The organism is Microcoleus anatoxicus (assembly GCF_042465725.1).
In the GTDB taxonomy this organism is placed as follows: Bacteria; Cyanobacteriota; Cyanobacteriia; order Cyanobacteriales; family Microcoleaceae; genus Microcoleus; species Microcoleus anatoxicus.
The window spans coordinates 3,058,316-3,075,467 of record NZ_CP120853.1; the positions used below are offsets into that span (position 1 = coordinate 3,058,316).

The following is a 17,152-nucleotide window of genomic DNA, read 5'->3' on the forward strand; positions in this document are numbered from 1 at the left end:
GCTAAGGACGCGAAGGAAGAGAAGAGAGAGTAGAGAGATGAATAATTCGGATGCTACCGGATTTGATATCAAAAAGCACTTGGCGGTTGTGACTTTTTTCCTAGTCTCCAGCCCCAAATTCAGTCAAATTTACTCTAGCGCGATCGGTGGCGGATGCGCTAAGCGGCTACAGATAACTCTAAAAATCAGAGCTTTGACATGAAATCCAGACTGGGAAATTCCTGTATGTTTTGGGAATTGGTTAAATCCAATTTCCCTAAATCAAATTTTTCCTGTTTTCGATTTAACCAAATTGCTTTTAAGCCAGCATTTATAGCCCCGCAATAATCTGCTTTGAAACTATCGCCTATATGCACGACATTTGCAGCAATGCTGTTGTGTTTTTGCAAAGCGGTAGTGAAAATTTTCGAGTCTGGTTTGGCCGCACCAACTTCGGTGGAAATGGTCACTGATGTGAAATATTCTGCTAAATTTAGTGCTTTTAATACTGCATAAATTCGTGAATCAAAATTCGAGACTACGGCTAATTCTATTCCTTGTTGCTGCCACCTATTTAATGCGGGTAACACATCGGGATAGACAAACCAAGGTTCGGCGGTGGCAAAATGAGCGTAGAGTTCGGCAAAGAACTTTGGAAAGTCTGAAAATTGATTAAAAACGCCTGCTATTTGAAAAGCGTTGGCGCAAACTGTTTGCCACCATTCAAATTCTAGTTGGGGAATTTTGGCTGATTCTCTTCCGGGAAATGCCATCGGAGTTGAGTTGGCAAAACTTTGGTAAAATGCTGTATTTAACTCTTCGTTAGAAATAGTTATTCCCCGACTGCTGGCAAATTTTCCGTAAACTTCGCCGACGCTACCGCCCACGTCAAATAGTGTGCCGGCGGCATCTAAAAAAATTACTTTGGTCATTTGTTATTTGTTATTTGTTGTTGGTTATTTGTGGTTTGTTGGTTGTTAGATACTTCGGCGGTTGAAACCGCTACTATACAAACAAAGTCCGCCTGCGCGGACTAATGAATACAGTTACATTGTCAAAAATTAACAATTAACCCTTAACCATTAATTTTTTAACAAATCTTGAATTGGTCTGCTAATCCAATTGAAACCAACTTTCACTTGATGGTCAAAGGTTGGCATCCGATAGAGATAGGCTAAGCGGCGAGCAATGTGGGCTAGTTGTCCGTCTAGTTTAATTCCTAAACCTGCTAGGGTGGCGTTGTCTATTCCTAATGTCATCATTTCTCCTAGTGGCTGATACCGGAAAGGAAGTAAAGGCCGACCGGTGAGGGAAGCCCAGATGTTCCAGGCTGTGTAGTCAGCTTGCTGGAAGGCTACTTGGGCTGTAGTGGGAAGTTTTTGGCCGCTGGCGTCGTGACATTCGGCTATATCTCCTAGGGCAAATATGTCTGGACGATCGACTATTTGCAATGTGGGGGTAGTGATTAGTTGACCGCGTTGGTTTTGTTTGAGAGGGAGCGATCGCACTGCTTGACTAACTTGAGTTCCTACTGTCCACAATACTATGTCTACCGGCAGAATATCTAATTGTCCTTTGTACATTAAGGAAATTGTGTCCGATCCGATCGAGTCTACGTTGGTTTCTAAGTCGATCCAAACTTGTCGTTTTTCTAAGGCTTTTCTGGCTGCGTCTCGGTTGAACTCCGGCGATGTCCGCAACATCATGTCGCTTTGTTCGACTAACCGCACGCGACCTTTTTCTCCGAGTCGATCGGCTAGTTTGCAAGCCAATTCTACTCCAGAATAACCGGCACCGACGATCGCCACCCGAATTTTGTCGGTATTTTTGGCTTCTAAAAATCGCAGTCTTTCTTCTAGTCGGTAAGCGTCCTTGAGTGTGCGAAATGAATAAGCATATTCAACGGCACCATTGACCATATCTAGAGGGGTTTCGCCTCCTAAAGCTAACACGAGGCGATCGCACGCAAATTCTGGACCCTCGTGTAATTGGACTCGTTTTGTTTCTATGTCGATGCCACAGACAGTGCCTTGACAAAAGCGCACGCCTGTGTTTTCTAATAGTTCGGTAAAGGGTGGGGCAATTTCCCAAGTTTGTAGTTCGTTGGTTAGGAGTTCGTACAGCAGGGGCACGAATAGGAATCGATCGCGGCGATCGACTAGGACTATTTCGGGTTTTTCGGCTTTGGGGAAGGGTAACTGACTTAAACGCAGGGCCGTGTAGAGTCCGCCGAAGCCTCCGCCAAGAATGCAAATCCGGGGTTGTTGTTGAGTCATGGTGTTTTGAGGGGCGATCGATTCTGGGCAACTTATTTATTGTAACGAGATGGGGAGTGGGAGAGGGGGGGAGTGAAAAAGAGGGAGAGTGGAAGAGAGGAGATAATTTTGATTATTGCTGCTTCCCCCTCCCGATAGAGGTAATTAAACCCAATACAAGTTATGAATTTTCACAGAAGCAAAAAATCAGGAAGACTGAGGCTAAAGTTAGGTCGATCGCTGTTTTTGCCTCGATCCCCACCCCTGTCTTCCCGCTGCTACCAGTCTCAGACGATCGATCCCGTGCCAAAACCTCTGTTTATCCCAAACCCTAGCCTCCACTGTATTTCCGACTCTATACATTTCCCTATTAGCGGCTATCAAATTTTCTGAATGTTTAAACAACAAATTATATACTATATTAATCAATAAGGAATTCTTGTTTTAATCAAATTCACTTTTTATGGGCCATCTACTTTAATATTTCAACCCGCACTCACCAGCGTAAAAAAATATGCAAATTTACTCAAATTCATCTAAAGTTACGGATGGCGCAACTCCTAGTGAAGCAGATTCATTTTTGTTAAACAGTGAAGAAACATATAAAACTTTAGTGGCTAATATTCCTGGTGCTATCTACCGTTGTATCTGGGACTTGAGCGACCCCACGGCTGGTAAACGGAGGATGGCTTTTTTGAGCGAGGCGATTCAAGAAATATCAGGCTATCCCGCCTCGGATTTTGTCAACGATCGCGTCCGTGATTTTGCTAGCATTATTCATCCTCAAGACCGCAAGAATGTCGAAGCTTTGTTGCTGCAAAGTGTGGTATCTAAAACTCCCTACATCCTGGAATACCGGATTGTCAGACATGACGGGGGTATTAGCTGGGTTTATGAAAAAGGCAAACCTGTTTATTGCCAAGTAAAAGATGCTAATTTTGTGTCTAATTCCCAGGAAATACCAAGGCACTTAGATTTGAAAACAGAAATAGAAAATGGTAAAATTGCCGAGTTAAAAGCACCAGAAAAATTTCTGGATTCCTTAGTTTCCTACCCTTCCCAACTCCCTAGTCCGCAGTTGGGAGTGGTTTGTTTCGACGGGGTAATTTTGGATATTACCGATCGCAGACAGACAGAAGAAATACTCAGGGAGAGGGAGAGTTATTACCGCTGCATTGTGGAGACTGCTTCCGAGGGCGTTTGGATGTTTGACTCAGAAAGCAAAACGACTTTTGCTAATTCTCGGATGGCCGAAATGCTAGGGTATACAGTGGAGGAAATGCAGGGGCGATCGCTCTTTGAATTTATTGACGACAATACTAAGGAAATTGCCAATATTTACGTGCAGCGACGACGCCAAGGTATCCGGGAACGCCACGATTTTCAGTTTACTCGCAGAGATGGCTCTCACTTGTGGGCGATCGTCTCTGCGACACCGATGTTTGATGTCAATGGCGAATTTTCTGGGGTTTTGCGGATGATTACTGATATTAGCGATCGCAAACAAGCCGAAGCGGAATTACGTCAAACCCTCCAAGAGTTAGAATTTGAAAAATTTGCCTTGGATCAATCTGCGATCGTCTCTAATACCGACGAGTTCGGCGCTATTACTTATGTCAACGACCAATTTTGCGAACTCTTTAAATACCATCGAGAAGAACTGATTGGCAAAACTCACCGGCTGGTCAATTCTAGCTATCACTCTGCCGATTTTTTTAAGCGGCTTTGGTCAACCATTCGCCAGGGCAATGTTTGGCGGGGAGAGATGAAAAATCGAGCTAAAGATGGCACATATTTTTGGTTAGATACTACCATTGTACCTTGCTTAAACGCCAAAGGAGAACCCCATCAATATGTAGCTATTCGCAAAAATATTACTGCTAGAAAAAAAGCCGAAGAAGCAGTGCGACTTTCTGAAAGTGAATTGAGGACTAAAAATCAAGAACTGGCCAAGGCTCTGCGGGATGTGCAGCAAACTCAAAGCCTGATGGTGCAAAATGAAAAAATGGTCAGCTTGGGGCAATTGGTAGCCGGAGTAGCTCACGAAATTAACAATCCAGTCAGCTTTATTTACGGCAATGTCATGCACGCTGACGATTACTTTCAAGACTTGTTGAAAATGCTGCTACTTTATCAGAAAGAATACCCGGAACCCACGGAAGCAATTCGAGAAGAGATAGATGATATCGATTTAAATTTTATGCTTCAAGATTTGCCAAAGCTCTTAAATTCCATGAAAATGGGATCTGAGCGAATTCGCCAAATTGTGCTCTCGCTGAAAAATTTTTCACGCTTGGATGAAGCCGGACAAAAGCACGTAGATATTCATGAAGGCATTGATAGCAGTTTGTTGATTTTGCAGCACAGGCTGAAAGAAACGCCGGGACATCCTAAAATTTCCTTAGTCAAAGAATACGGGGATTTGCCTTGCGTACAGTGTTATGCGGGGCAATTGAATCAGGTATTTATGAATATTATTGGCAATGCCATTGATGCTTTGGAAGAAGCTATGGAAACTGGCCAGTGGGCTGAGGATGTGAATTCATTTATTCCTTCTTGTCCTTCACCAACGTTGCGGATTTGTACAGAAGTAAAGTATGAACCGGACGTGTTGATGGAGAGAAACAATGTTGTTTATGATGCTTCCAGCCGCAATCCCACTCATATTGTAATTCGGATTGCTGACAACGGACCAGGAATTCCAGCAGAAGTTCACCAAAGGCTGTTCGATCCTTTTTTCACGACAAAAGCACCGGGAAAAGGGACTGGTTTGGGGCTGTCGATTAGTTATCAAATTGTGGTGGAAAAGCACGGCGGACAGTTGCATTGCTATTCAGCGCCCGGTCAAGGAACCGAATTTGCGATCGAGATTCCTATAGTTAGCAGTCATTAGTCACTTAACTAATTCCAAATTCCCAATTACCCATTCCCAATTCCTATGAAATATAATGTGATTTACGACGGCAATTGCAATCTCTGCGTCAGCTTAGTGCAGCTACTGGAAAACTTAGATCGAGGCCAGAGATTTGAGTATATTCCTATGCAAGATTTACAGGAATTAGAGCATTTTGAGATAACTTCTGGTGACTGCGAAATGGGGATGATTTTGATCGATAGTGACACACCGCAACGGCGTTGGCAAGGTAGCGATGCGGCGGAGGAAATCGGGCGAATATTACCCGCAGGTGAGGTATTTGTGGCTGCTTACCGTGCTATTCCGGGGATGAAGTGGATGGGCGATCGCGTTTACGAACAAGTGCGGGATAATCGCTATACTTTATTTGGCAAGCGTTCTACCACTTACAACTCAGTTTATGCTATTGGCTGTCGGGCGATCGACAATTGCGGTCATAGCAAGGACTAAAATCCTTGCTACTAACCTGTTCGTAGTCAGGACTTTAGTCCTAAAAAACCAGGTTTGTAGTCAGGAATTTAGTCCTCAAAAAGATGGATTAAAGAGATTTAATATCTCCTGGCAAAAATGTTTGAGTTTTTGCGCCGACTCCGCAGCAGGTTCGGTTTGGCCAAGAAAACTCCAATTTTCCACAGTAGAAAAACGCCACTGCTGACCAGTATGATCGTAGCCTGCTGCTTCAACTCCGATCGCCCTTCTCGATCCTTCTACCGGATCTTGGTAAAATCGGATTTGAATCAGGATGCTGCGGCTTTGTAACAAGCGACTTCTACCTGGAAAATGAAAGCCAATGTCGATCGAATCTGGATCGACAAGTTCTCTAGTATCTGCGTCATTCATCCAAGGTTTCAAATCGACTTTCACATCCGGGAATTCCGATTTGAATAAATTAACAACCGCAGCAATTTTGCTCGTAAGTTCAATATTTTTAGCTTGTTCGGCAGCGTTCACTGGCAAAACTCCTATCAAATACACTTATGACATTTAGCTAACAATGTAACTGCATACTGCCGAATCTAGACTGTGAACAGCGGACTTTTTCAGAGATAATTAGACATTGACAAATTTTTAAATATGTGTTAGGTCGTTTTTAGCCTAGTCTCGATCCCCCTCGCATCCCCCTTAAAAAGGGGGACGAAAGAGAATGATCTTAAAATCGATACTAAGTTTCTCAATCGTGAAAGCTCAAACCCTTGATTTTGCTAAGTTATAACCATTACTTATCACCCTAACTACGAGAGAGCCAAATTGCGGAGTTTCAATCTTGTACAACTGTAACTTGACTGACATGAACAATTGATTCGGGTGCGGGCAAAATACGGACGCGGGCAAATTTTAAACCGCTGACTCCTTGCAGCGATTCCACCATCCCTGTTTGAATTTTTGCCTCTACCCAACCTTCGCGAGACAAGTAGCGCAAATATTGCTGGTACTCTTCCCATTCGTCTTCGGTTGAATAAACTATAGTCAACATTCCTGACTGGGTAATTCGCTCTTGGGCATCTTTGTCAACGGCTTTTTCGATGCGCTTTTTGACAAGTTCGTAGCGGATGTCGCGGGTGCCTTTGACATCAAACATTTTTTCTGTATTTTCGTTGTGAAAAATGTCGATCGTGGTATTTTGTACTAACACTAAATGTGCGAGTTCCATATTTATTTGCGAATCTGCTTCCAGGCGAAATACGGTGCGCCCGCAGTCGCAAATTGCTCGCAGTTGTTCGTAACGCAAACTGTGGAGATGAAACTGACTGAATCTGCTATCTATAGATTTGCCAACATAAATCATGTGATCCATGCCGTCGGTACATTCTATGTCGCAGTAGTGGGGGAGAATTTTCTGCATTTTTTCTTGCCAGCGTGTCCAAGTTTCTTGGAGTTCGCTAGTAATTAAATGTAGCATTTCGTCGTAGCGAGTGCGATCGCAGTAAACGCAGTTGTGTTCGTTTTCACAAGCTGCTCGGTAAGCTTCCACTGCGTCCTGAACTTTCGGCCCGCACTGCAAAAAATAGTCAAAATATACTTCTAAATGTTCGTTCAAATACTCCGCTGCTCGCACCTCCATGTCAACTGTTATTTTTTCTTTTAAATGCTCAATATAGTCTAGTAAATCTAGCCGTAGTTGCTGACCGAGGTGAGTAGTTTGTGAAACACAAACGACATCAACTATGTCTAAGGCTAAGCGAAATTGTTCTAGTAAATCAGTTTGAATGGCTCGATTCCGCTCCTCGCTAGAACCACGAATATCGGAAATTCCAAACAGTGGATAAACTTCAGAAAATACTATTGTTTCCTGTGGTAGTCCCCAACTTCGTCTTTCTGCTTCTTGGATGAAGCGCCATTCGACGGAGGGGTGGATGTTGTGGATGTGGCTAAATCGCTGCTGCATGGCTTGCCGCAGGGCTGCTATGAAGGCGGGAATGAGTTCTTGGGCGTGCTGGGAGTCAATGCGGTTGAAGTGGTTGGGCCGATCGCATAACATTCCTACTAGGCCCAAAATCCGCTGCACGCAGCCCTCGCGGGTGACAGTTTTGACCACTAGGGGTACCAGTAGCATCGATCGCACGCCCATTTTTCGCAAAGCGCGATCGCATTCGGTATCGCATTCTCTGCGTAAATCGGGAACATTCCAAACTTGATTTGCCGCCGTTGCTTTCAAAAAATGAGAAGATTCTAGGGAGTCCATTGAATAAACCACTGGCTGCAAATGTTGGCCACCTTTAGCCACTAATATCTGTACCTGTTCGCCGTCAGGGCGCAGCAGCACAGTCCCATCTGCATTAAAGAGCGATCGTAAACAACCATCTATTCTTTCAAATTTGTCTGGGCGCAGCATGGAATCGCGATCGATTAATAACTGCGTCAGCCGCCGAATTTGTTCCTGTATGGTGACATCAAAACCTTCGAGTACCAGTAAACCTTCTACTTGATAATTATCCAACTGTAAGCGATCGCCTAAAATCGCCAATTGATTCGACTGCATCAACCAAGATTCTCGTTCGTTTACTGGCATTAAATTCAAATGTAAATCCGCAAATTCATCTATCTTTGGGTCAATTCTTGCAATTTGCAACTGTTCCGAACCCAGCCAAAATTCGACAAATCTTGGTTCAGGGTGTACCCGATTTTTTACAGTAGCCATCACTGGTTCGTCGAGGACTCGCAAAGCTGCGAGGTCAATTTGATAAGATTGTTTAAATACCCAGTGCAAAAGATGGCGGCGGTATAATTTTTCCGCTGTTTTGGTGTCCCACTCCTCGAATAGTTCGAGCAAAGTAATACCCATTCCTGCAAACAAACCGCCTAGTGGCCCATTTCCCAGGGGTGTTCCTTCCCAGCCAGCCAAACGGCAGAAAGCTGCGTTAGCGTACCGCAGGGCAAAAGTCCTCGGCTCGATTACTGCTATTAAAACGCGACGGTTGCCGAGGAATTGAAACACCCACTGCAAGTCTTGTTTCCATGTTTTCAACCGTTCTATTTCGCCAGATTGACTCGGTACTCCTGCAGCCAAAGCTTGCAGTAGCTGTTCCATATTAACTTCGCTTTGCAAACTGTGATTATCTTGTTCAGTGGAGTCTATATTTGCGGGCATGAGTGACTTGGCGGAGTTATTGCTGCTTTGACGAGATGAGGATTTAGGAGTAGACATGAGTAAAACACCTGAAAACAGTGAATTTTGCCAATAATAATCTTGGTGAGCCGGAATTTAAGGATTTTTGACACTCCCTGCGAGTCAAGCGACAGGGATTCTTAAGCCCATAATTTATGTCTTAAAGGCGCTGACAATTCGCCCCTACTGATTCCGCTTAGATCGAGTCCAAGCATTACCGCTACTTTTCTACCAATATTGCCACAACCGTTGCAATCTGCATTAATCAGCCAACCTTGAGCTGTTCGATACAAGCCACGCTTAATTCGTTTACCAGATGGAAGCCACCCTTCGGGTTTTTCGCCGAATGTAGGTAGCAAATCATTATCAACGAATGAAGCCTTTGAGGAATACGATTCTTCAGTCTCCAGAAATCTTAAACCGTACTGCTCACACAATTGACTAATTCTATCCTTCAGTTTACCTGTAGGAATCTGCACAAACTTTTGATTAGTTTTACGTACCATGTTGGCAGATTGTTTTTGTCCTTTGTTCCAGCCAAATACAATCGTTCCTATTTGATTACTCAAACAATGATTAATCACTCTTTTGGCTGCCTTGTTGACGGCATCTCGCATTTGACGATTTCGTTTCTCGGTTACGCTGGCAAGTTTTTTAGACCAAAACCCGTTAGATTTCCCCTTCATCAAAAATGCAACTTGCTTGTTATAACCTTGATTGAGAGATTTTAAATGCTTACCATCAATTATAAAGCTTGTACCAACATTGCTCATGCAAGCTAGCCAATTATCTACGCCGTGGTCAATCATCAAGCATCTGGCAATATCTACATCTGATTGAATTTCAGTAGTTTTGTAGACAAATTCTAGGTAGAAACAGCCGTTTCGAGGAAGAATGCGATATTCCCGAATAGCCTTGAAATCAAGATTAGATGGCATGGGCAAGTAAAACGCATCTAGACCAAACCACACTTTGACCTTGCTGCCTAGGGGAAATCTCAACATTCCGTCTTTGAGTTTTACGGACCTACCTGTGAACGTCACCACAGCCATTGGGCCTTGACGATATTTCGGCAACTTGGGGCGGTCTATAATTATCCCATTTTTAAACGCTTTCATTAGCCCTAGGAAAGACTTAAAAGACTCTGCTACGCCCGTCAGAATTTGTTGGGCCGTATCAGAGTAAAATGCTTGATAGTGTCGATTTTGATTTTCGGTTCCTAAAACCTTGTGCAACTGAGCGCGGTTCGGAACCTTGCCAGTTTTAAAATATAACTGACGGGCATAGTAAATTCCGCAATTAGAAAGTTTTGCCGACTCAGAAGACAGATATTCGAGAATCGCCTTAATCTCTGAGTCAGCTCGAATTAAGTTTTGTTGACAGCCAAACATGAGTTATCCTCCTTGTTATATAATTGTACAGCAAAACAACGGATGAAATCACGAAGAAAGGTTGAGATTTTCGGATTCAAGAGTCTGAATTTAAAATCCTTGAAGAACATTGCAAATCTGTAGGTCGGACTAAAACCGATGTACTTAGGGAATTAATCAGAAGCCTCAAAGTCAAAGAAAAGCCGTCCTAAAAGGACGGGGCTTCAGACCCAGTTTTTTTGGTGAAGAAATTACAGCCTGTTTATAAAGCTTTTGTCTGGCGATCGAAAACTGGCTATTTTCCCAGGGCGATCGCGCCCATCAACTTTGACTTTCCTTGACAAACAACCTTGCCCTCTCGACGTTACAGGGTTACATTAACGTTGTTAGCACATTGCCTGTTAGGCTTATTATAAGTGGTAAACAGTTGATACGTACTAAATATTAGCAGTCCTAGTCAATATATTTGAGCTGGGAAATGGCAAATAGGCAAGCAAGTTGCGCTTGACTGGTTTTACACCAAAAAGTTCCAAAATAAATTTTACTCAAATTGAGAGCGTCTCTGCAAATTTTAAAATATAATAGGATAATCAGCATTTTGAAAAGGAGATATCCATGGTTTTAACGATTAACAATCTACTCGGAGATCTGACTGGTTTTCCCGTGTCGGCTGGGGGGGGACCGCGTTTTTTGGGATTTGCTACGGACGATGATATCAATGTAACAGAGGGAGATTTGTCTGCTTTTACGTGGGGAGTCTGGGGATTAGATGGGAACGATACGATTTTAGGTTCCTCCGATAGCAACGAACGACTATTAGGAAATAACGGCAATGATGTCATCACAGGTGGTCCGGGAAATGACATTATTTACGGTGGCAAAAATAACGATAGACTTGATGGAAATGAGGGCAATGATGTCATTAGAGGTGATGCTGGTAACGATGTTTTGTTTGGGAGCCGTGGCAACGATCTACTGCGAGGTGGGCAAGGAGATGACGATTTAGAGGGCAATGAAGGTAATGATTTCCTCGTGGGCGATCGCGGTGTTGATGTTTTGACTGGTGGCCCTGGTAGTGATATATTTGCGATCAAAAGCAATGATGAAGCATTTAGTGTTGCTCAAGCTGATGTGATTACTGATTTTAATTTTGACCAGGGCGATCGCCTTGGTCTCATCGATGGCTTAACTGAATTAAGTTTGCTGTTTACTGACGATAATCTGATCGCTTATGACAATGACGGAATTGTGAACGATATGGTGATTCGTAACCGCAGTAATGGGCAGATTTTGGGAATCGTGTTGAATAATAACAACTTCGATCTAACTGGTTCATTTGAAACGGCAAGTCCGTTTGCATTGGCGATTAATGGTTCAGATTTCCAGTTTTTGTAGGTAGTTTCAGGGGAATGTGAAACCTAATTTTTCTTACCTAAATACTGGCTCCTGGCTAGTAACTAACAGTTCATCGATGATGGTTTTTATGGGTAAGTAGTGAATCGGTTTGCAAAATTCTTCGTTCCCAAGCCAAGCTGAAGAACGAGGAATTTGCGATTTACAACAGCGAACACTTGCGCTTCAAAGCTTCTTCCAAGAGAGCATTGTACTGCTTTTCCTTGACAGTATAAGCCCCGAATCTTTCGAGGTGAGGATTGTTCATTTGAGCATCGAATAGTAGATAATATCGATCGCGCAATCTCTCTACCAATTTCACCATCGCTACCTTAGAACCCTCTGGAATTCGATAAAACATCGATTCACCAATAAAAGCGCCTCCTATAGACAATCCGAGAATTCCCCCAGCCAATTCGTTACCATACCAAGTCTCGAAGCTGTAAGCCCAACCGGTCTGATACAAAGCCCAATATATCTGTTTTAGTTCTTGAGAAATCCAGGTAGTTTCGCGATCGGCACAACCCTCAACCACCGCTCCAAAATCGCGGTTTACAGCCACGGAAAACCGATTTTGATTGATTTGACGGCGGAGGGATTTAGGATAGGTAAAGCTTCCATCTAGGGGAATCAGCGCCCGCTGGCGGCTGGAATACCAGCCCAAACTATCTTCACCGTCATTTGCCATCAGGAAATAGCCTTGGGCATATCCTTGTATAATTGACTGTATATCATATTGCATAAATTTATCTGTTGTTTGTCACTTGACCGTTAACCGCCAACATTAGCAATTAGGAATTAGGAATAACTATGTCAGAATCGATCGCACCCATCACCTTACCACCAGCCAAAAACCCAGAACAGGAAGGTGAATGGCTCCAACAAACACTGCTCGCATGGCTGGACTCTGAGTTTATCCCAGAAGCTGCCAACCAGCAAATAGCTAAAAGAGCAGCCCAAATCTATGTCCGCCAACGCATGGAAGGCGAAAATGATGTGGGCAGTCTCGTAATTGCGATCGTCACCGAAATGCAAGCCTATGATTTTTCTAAAAGCTTCTACGGCGAATTTGCGATCGCCAATGCCGTCAGCGACTTATTACTAGAAAGTCTGGGCATCGATAAATGCTGCGGACAATGAAGCAAGAAAGAGGAAAATTTAACTCAGAATCAGGAAACAAGAATCTACCCAAAACACAATCTTGCCCATTAAATTGATTGTGAGTTTTTTTTTTTCTCCGTAGCCGATCGCGCAGTCGAAGAGTCGAAGGGCTTTCTTCCTTCTTCCTTTCCCCCTTGGGGGCTGGGGGGGTTCTTCTTCCTTCTTCCTTCTTCCTTCGTTCTTTCTACTACCAGCTAGACTTAACTACACCGGGCAAAAGACCTTCATGAGCCATTTCTCGCATCGTGTTCCGAGACAGCCCGAAGTCACGATAGTAACCTCTGGGACGACCAGTCGCCCAGCAGCGGTTACGCAAGCGAGTCCGCGAACTGCTGCGGGGTAGCTTTTGTAGTTCGCGGTGAATCGCCATTTTATCCATCTGATTCGCAGCTTGGTCGAACTGGTCTTTCAGGTCTGCGCGTTTGTCAGCGTACTTGTCTACGAGTCTTTGGCGTTTTTTCTCGCGCTCGACCATGCTCTTTTTAGCCATAATCTGTTGATATCCTTAGATAAATCACAATCTAGTATTATACTATGTTTTGGTCATTTTGGATGGATTTAAATAATTTAACCGCAGAGAACGCAGAGAACGCAGAGGAAGAGAGAAGACCGATCGATAATTTAGACTCTAGGAAATATTAGCAGAAGGACACAAATCAGCAAGTTCACACACATCACAACTTGGATTTCTGGCATTACAAACCGCCCGACCATGATACACCAACCGAATCGACCAATTTTCCCAATCTGGCTGTGGTAACAAGAGCATCAAATCTCGCTCAATCCTGGCAGGATCTGGATGTTTGGTCAAGCCCAAGCGCTGACTTAATCGCTTGACATGAGTATCGACTGTCACGCCCATATGAATTCCAAAAGCGTGAGCGAGAACTACATTGGCCGTTTTGCGCGCAACTCCCGGCAATTCTAACAGCAATTCCATTGTCTGCGGGACTTGATTATTGAATTTATTGGCGATCGCCCAACAAGCACCTTTAATATTTTTAGCTTTATTCCGATAGAAACCAGTCGATCGCACTAAATTCTCCAATTCCTGCAAATCCGCGTTTCCCAAAGCAATTGCATCGGGAAAACGCTCAAATAAAGCTGGTGTCACCAGATTAACTCGCGCATCGGTGCATTGAGCCGAAAGAATAGTAGCCACCAGCAACTGCACGGGAGTTTCGTAATCGAGAGTGCAAGGAGCCTCTGGATATAGGGATTTGAGGCGATTCAAAATTTCTAGGGATCGCTTTTTTAAACTTATTTTTTTAGTCATTAGTTATTTGTTATTGGTTATTTGTTATTGGTTATTCGATCCCAACAACCAATAACCAACAACTAAGAATTATTGTTTCATTAAAAATCTAAAATCTATCCCAGCCAAATTAGCTGTATCCCGAATAATCAAGAAAATTCCCAAACCCAGCAACAGCACCAAACCAGTCTGCATCACGTTTTCCTGAATACGGTTTGGCAAAGGTTTACCGCGCATTCCTTCGATTAACAGAAAAGCTAGCTGACCGCCATCCAAAGCAGGTAAAGGCAAGATATTAATCACTGCCAAATTGATGCTAATTAGCACAGCATACTGAAACAAACTCGCTGCATCCGATCGCGCAATTCCTGCGCCCACCGCCACAATCGCTACTGGCCCGGACAACTTTTCAGCAGTCTGACTGAAATTACTCAATAATTGCCCGAAACCTTGAAAAGTCAGCACCACAATCCGCTCAAATTCAGCCGAGGCTTTAGTTAAGGCCTCGACTATTCCGACTCGCTGCCGCACCACAGTACCATTGGAAGTTAGCTGCACCCCAATACGACCTTTACCGTCAGGGGTTAATTCGGGAGTTACTGTTACTACAAATTTCTGTTCTTGACGCTGAATTTCCAAGGCTAGGGGTTGGTTGGGATGATTTTGGATTTCCGCGACTAAAGATTTGATGGCTTCGCTGGAAGCCCCCAATTCCTTACCGTCCACAGACAGAACGATGTCTCCCGATTTAATGCCGGCTTTGGCGGCGGCTGAACTGACTTCTAGCGCCACTTCTGGGACTTTAACTCCTGGTTGGTAGTCCATTGATGCGAGGCCGACAGTCCCAAATTGCACTACTAACAGGAAGTAAGCAAAAATTAAGTTGGCAATTACCCCTGCACTAATGACGATCGCCCGATCGAGCACGGGCCGATTTTTGAGCAAATCCGGGTCATTTGGGGGGATAGTGCTTTCGGGATCGTCATCGGGAAAACCTACGAAACCTCCCAAGGGAAAGGCTCGGAGGGCGTATTCGGTTTCTGGGCCTTGGTATTTCCACAGGATGGGGCCGAAACCGATGGAAAAGCGGTTGACGTGGATGTGTTGCAGTCTCGCCGCCAGGAAGTGGCCGAGTTCGTGAACGACAATGAGGATACCTAAAACTGCGATCGCTGCCAAAACAGACATGAAGGATTCCAATTATGCTTTTATTTGACTTTGATTTATTTTAATATCTTTTTTAAGATAGGTGGCATCGGAGCGGTAATTTTCAATCACACTGGAAGATAGCATTTTAAGCTAAAGTCCCCTCCCGTGGGCCATCCGGCTGGTGTCGATTTTGGTCAAAAGTGCGATCGATCTACCAAATTAAAGATGAGTCACTACTCAGTTGCTGGTTTTTGCTATAATCACAAAGCACCAATAACTAATAAGTAATAACCCATAAATAATCACCCATAACTAATAACCATTTTATGAAAGAAACTTCTTTGAATATTATCGCTATTTCTATATTTGCCATCACTGTTTCAATCTTATTAGGACCCCTATTCAATTTGCCAGAGGCCGTACCGGCGATCGCCACTTTTTGTCTTTTGGGCCTCGCCACCTTAGACACTTTCCAGTGGCAAGGTCAAGGTGGGACAATTTTATTAGACTTGCTCGCGGGCACTTCCAAACAAAGGCGCGATCGCATCCTCCATCACGAAGCCGGACACTTCCTAGTCGCGCACCTATTAGGAATTCCCGTCACAGGCTACGCCCTCAACGCTTGGGAAGCATTTAAACAAGGCCAATCCGCCCAAGGAGGCGTTCGATTTGAAGACGAACAATTAGCCTTACAACTGCAAAATGGCACACTTTCCGCCCAACTTCTAGACCGATACTGCACCGTTTGGATGGCAGGAATAGTCGCTGAAAATTTTGTCTATGGCAATGCCGAAGGCGGAGCAGAAGACCGCACTAAAATCAATGCAATTTTAACACAACTCCGGCGTCCAAGTTCCGAAATTCAACTCAAGCAAAACTGGGGTGCTCTCCAAGCCAAAAATCTCATCGAAAGCCATAAATTAGCCTACGAATCTCTAGTTACAGCCATGGAAAAAAGAGCCACTATAGATGAATGTTATAGAATTATACAGGAAAATTTGTAATCTTTGGGCCACACCGTTAAACTCTACGTCACAAAAAAAGCAACCTTTACAGGCTGCTTAGAGAAAAAAACCGTTGTTCAGTCACAGGAGAAAACTTTCAATCGAATTCAAATTACCGCTGCTGGAGTTACCGCCTATTTTCACCGTCATTGAGATCTACCGTTGAGTGACTTTGGATTCCGAACAAAACTGTCAATCCCGATCAGAATGCTGCTGAAAATTCGTTGACGATTTTGACTTTGCCTTTTCTGACAGCCCGTAGCAAGCGGTTGACACAGCCTCTCTCTTCCTCATTCAGAGACTCGTCAAAGGTGGCAGCCATCAAACCGTAGCGATCGGCTAGAGTCAAAACACCTGTGTCGCTTACAGAAGCGAGGATTTCAGAGATAGCGCCGGGGAGGAGTTGTACGGGATTCATGGCAGTACGGTTGAATTCGATATATACATCATCTCCCTATTTCCCGAAAACAGCGGTGACATTGATGAGGATAGGAAGGTGATTATTTTGGGTGCCGGCAAGTGATCCAAATAGAGTTTATTTGTGACTTGAGTCACAGTATCACCGATAGTGGCGGGCAATTCCACCCAACCCTCACCTTTGGGTAGGACTTGGGAATGACCGGGTTTAGTAAAATAATCGTTAATCCCTCAAACAGTTCAACTTTTACCCCCGGTACTCAAAATGCTTGACTTTCTCAATCCCATATTAGGGCGCAAACCCGATCGCATGAAAGCCAACGTGGAAATCTACACATGGCAAACCTGTCCCTATTGTATCCGCGCCAAATCCTTGCTGTGGTGGAAAGGCGTAAATTACACCGAATACAAGATTGACGGCGACGAAGCAGCTAGAAATGCCATGGCTCAACGCGCCAACGGACGCCGCAGCGTGCCCCAAATTTTCATTAATAACCAACACGTCGGCGGCTGCGATGAAATTCACAAACTTGATGCCGAAGGAAACTTAGAGCCGCTGCTAGTTCAACCAGCAGTTTAAATACAGTCCCTATCAGGTTCATAGTCAGGAATTTAATCATTAAATTACCCAACAAAGGCATGAATGCTT

The 17,152-nt window shown here is 44.0% G+C and carries 17 protein-coding genes; 7 read left to right on the forward strand and 10 right to left on the reverse strand.

What is annotated here, in order from left to right:
• Positions 1-37 precede the first annotated feature (37 nt).
• Positions 38-202, forward strand: a complete 165-nt coding sequence (locus tag P2A85_RS13150) for a hypothetical protein (RefSeq protein WP_377480696.1) — start codon at positions 38-40, stop codon at positions 200-202.
• Here P2A85_RS13150 and P2A85_RS13155 read toward each other — a convergent pair.
• On the reverse strand, positions 186-911 hold the full coding sequence (locus P2A85_RS13155; RefSeq protein ID WP_377480699.1) for an HAD-IA family hydrolase: 726 nt from the start codon (positions 909-911) through the stop codon (positions 186-188). The genes P2A85_RS13150 and P2A85_RS13155 overlap by 17 nt on opposite strands.
• A 150-nt stretch (positions 912-1,061) precedes the next feature.
• Positions 1,062-2,255 (reverse strand): NAD(P)/FAD-dependent oxidoreductase, encoded by a 1,194-nt coding sequence (locus P2A85_RS13160; RefSeq protein WP_377480702.1) that lies wholly within the window; start codon positions 2,253-2,255, stop codon positions 1,062-1,064.
• A gap of 493 nt (positions 2,256-2,748) precedes the next feature.
• Here P2A85_RS13160 and P2A85_RS13165 point away from each other — a divergent pair, with 493 nt between their 5' ends.
• Both P2A85_RS13165 and P2A85_RS13170 read left to right on the forward strand, forming a co-directional pair.
• A complete protein-coding gene (locus P2A85_RS13165) occupies positions 2,749-5,127 on the forward strand; it encodes a PAS domain S-box protein (protein WP_377480704.1) in 2,379 nt (792 codons plus the stop codon).
• Between the two features lie 45 nt (positions 5,128-5,172).
• Positions 5,173-5,598, forward strand: coding sequence for a thiol-disulfide oxidoreductase DCC family protein (locus tag P2A85_RS13170; RefSeq protein ID WP_377480707.1), 426 nt, complete (start codon positions 5,173-5,175; stop codon positions 5,596-5,598).
• Positions 5,599-5,673: 75 nt separating this feature from the next.
• Here the strand turns inward: P2A85_RS13170 and P2A85_RS13175 are convergent, their stop codons facing one another.
• From P2A85_RS13175 to P2A85_RS13185, 3 genes are all read right to left on the reverse strand, one after another.
• On the reverse strand, positions 5,674-6,099 hold the full coding sequence (locus P2A85_RS13175) for a hypothetical protein (RefSeq protein ID WP_377480711.1): 426 nt from the start codon (positions 6,097-6,099) through the stop codon (positions 5,674-5,676).
• Between the two features lie 307 nt (positions 6,100-6,406).
• Entirely contained in the window at positions 6,407-8,794 is a 2,388-nt protein-coding gene (locus P2A85_RS13180) for a GAF domain-containing protein (protein WP_377480714.1), read from the reverse strand.
• 101 nt (positions 8,795-8,895) lie between these two features.
• Positions 8,896-10,146 (reverse strand): RNA-guided endonuclease InsQ/TnpB family protein, encoded by a 1,251-nt coding sequence (locus P2A85_RS13185; protein ID WP_377480717.1) that lies wholly within the window; start codon positions 10,144-10,146, stop codon positions 8,896-8,898.
• A gap of 594 nt (positions 10,147-10,740) precedes the next feature.
• Here P2A85_RS13185 and P2A85_RS13190 point away from each other — a divergent pair.
• Positions 10,741-11,520, forward strand: a complete 780-nt coding sequence (locus P2A85_RS13190; RefSeq protein WP_377480720.1) for a calcium-binding protein — start codon at positions 10,741-10,743, stop codon at positions 11,518-11,520.
• Positions 11,521-11,680: 160 nt separating this feature from the next.
• Here P2A85_RS13190 and aat read toward each other — a convergent pair whose 3' ends face one another.
• Positions 11,681-12,259 (reverse strand): leucyl/phenylalanyl-tRNA--protein transferase, encoded by a 579-nt coding sequence (aat, locus tag P2A85_RS13195; RefSeq protein ID WP_341738126.1) that lies wholly within the window; start codon positions 12,257-12,259, stop codon positions 11,681-11,683.
• A gap of 68 nt (positions 12,260-12,327) precedes the next feature.
• Here aat and P2A85_RS13200 point away from each other — a divergent pair, with 68 nt between their 5' ends.
• Positions 12,328-12,657, forward strand: a complete 330-nt coding sequence (locus tag P2A85_RS13200; protein ID WP_340518710.1) for a hypothetical protein — start codon at positions 12,328-12,330, stop codon at positions 12,655-12,657.
• 208 nt (positions 12,658-12,865) lie between these two features.
• On the opposite strand, the gene rpsN is transcribed toward P2A85_RS13200, so the two are convergent.
• From rpsN to rseP, 3 genes are all read right to left on the reverse strand, one after another.
• Positions 12,866-13,168 (reverse strand): 30S ribosomal protein S14, encoded by a 303-nt coding sequence (gene rpsN, locus P2A85_RS13205; protein ID WP_341738125.1) that lies wholly within the window; start codon positions 13,166-13,168, stop codon positions 12,866-12,868.
• A 138-nt stretch (positions 13,169-13,306) separates the two neighbouring features.
• Entirely contained in the window at positions 13,307-13,954 is a 648-nt protein-coding gene (gene nth, locus P2A85_RS13210) for an endonuclease III (RefSeq protein ID WP_377480726.1), read from the reverse strand.
• Positions 13,955-14,023: 69 nt separating this feature from the next.
• A complete protein-coding gene (rseP, locus tag P2A85_RS13215; protein WP_341738123.1) occupies positions 14,024-15,121 on the reverse strand; it encodes an RIP metalloprotease RseP in 1,098 nt (365 codons plus the stop codon).
• Between the two features lie 287 nt (positions 15,122-15,408).
• Here rseP and P2A85_RS13220 point away from each other — a divergent pair, with 287 nt between their 5' ends.
• Positions 15,409-16,086: an ATP-dependent Zn protease gene (locus P2A85_RS13220; protein WP_377480729.1), complete on the forward strand. Its 678-nt coding sequence runs from the start codon at positions 15,409-15,411 to the stop codon at positions 16,084-16,086.
• A 202-nt stretch (positions 16,087-16,288) separates the two neighbouring features.
• Here the strand turns inward: P2A85_RS13220 and P2A85_RS13225 are convergent, their stop codons facing one another.
• On the reverse strand, positions 16,289-16,504 hold the full coding sequence (locus P2A85_RS13225; protein WP_341732576.1) for a hypothetical protein: 216 nt from the start codon (positions 16,502-16,504) through the stop codon (positions 16,289-16,291).
• Between the two features lie 264 nt (positions 16,505-16,768).
• Here P2A85_RS13225 and grxC point away from each other — a divergent pair, with 264 nt between their 5' ends.
• A complete protein-coding gene (gene grxC, locus P2A85_RS13230) occupies positions 16,769-17,083 on the forward strand; it encodes a glutaredoxin 3 (RefSeq protein WP_340518740.1) in 315 nt (104 codons plus the stop codon).
• Positions 17,084-17,152 lie beyond the last annotated feature (69 nt).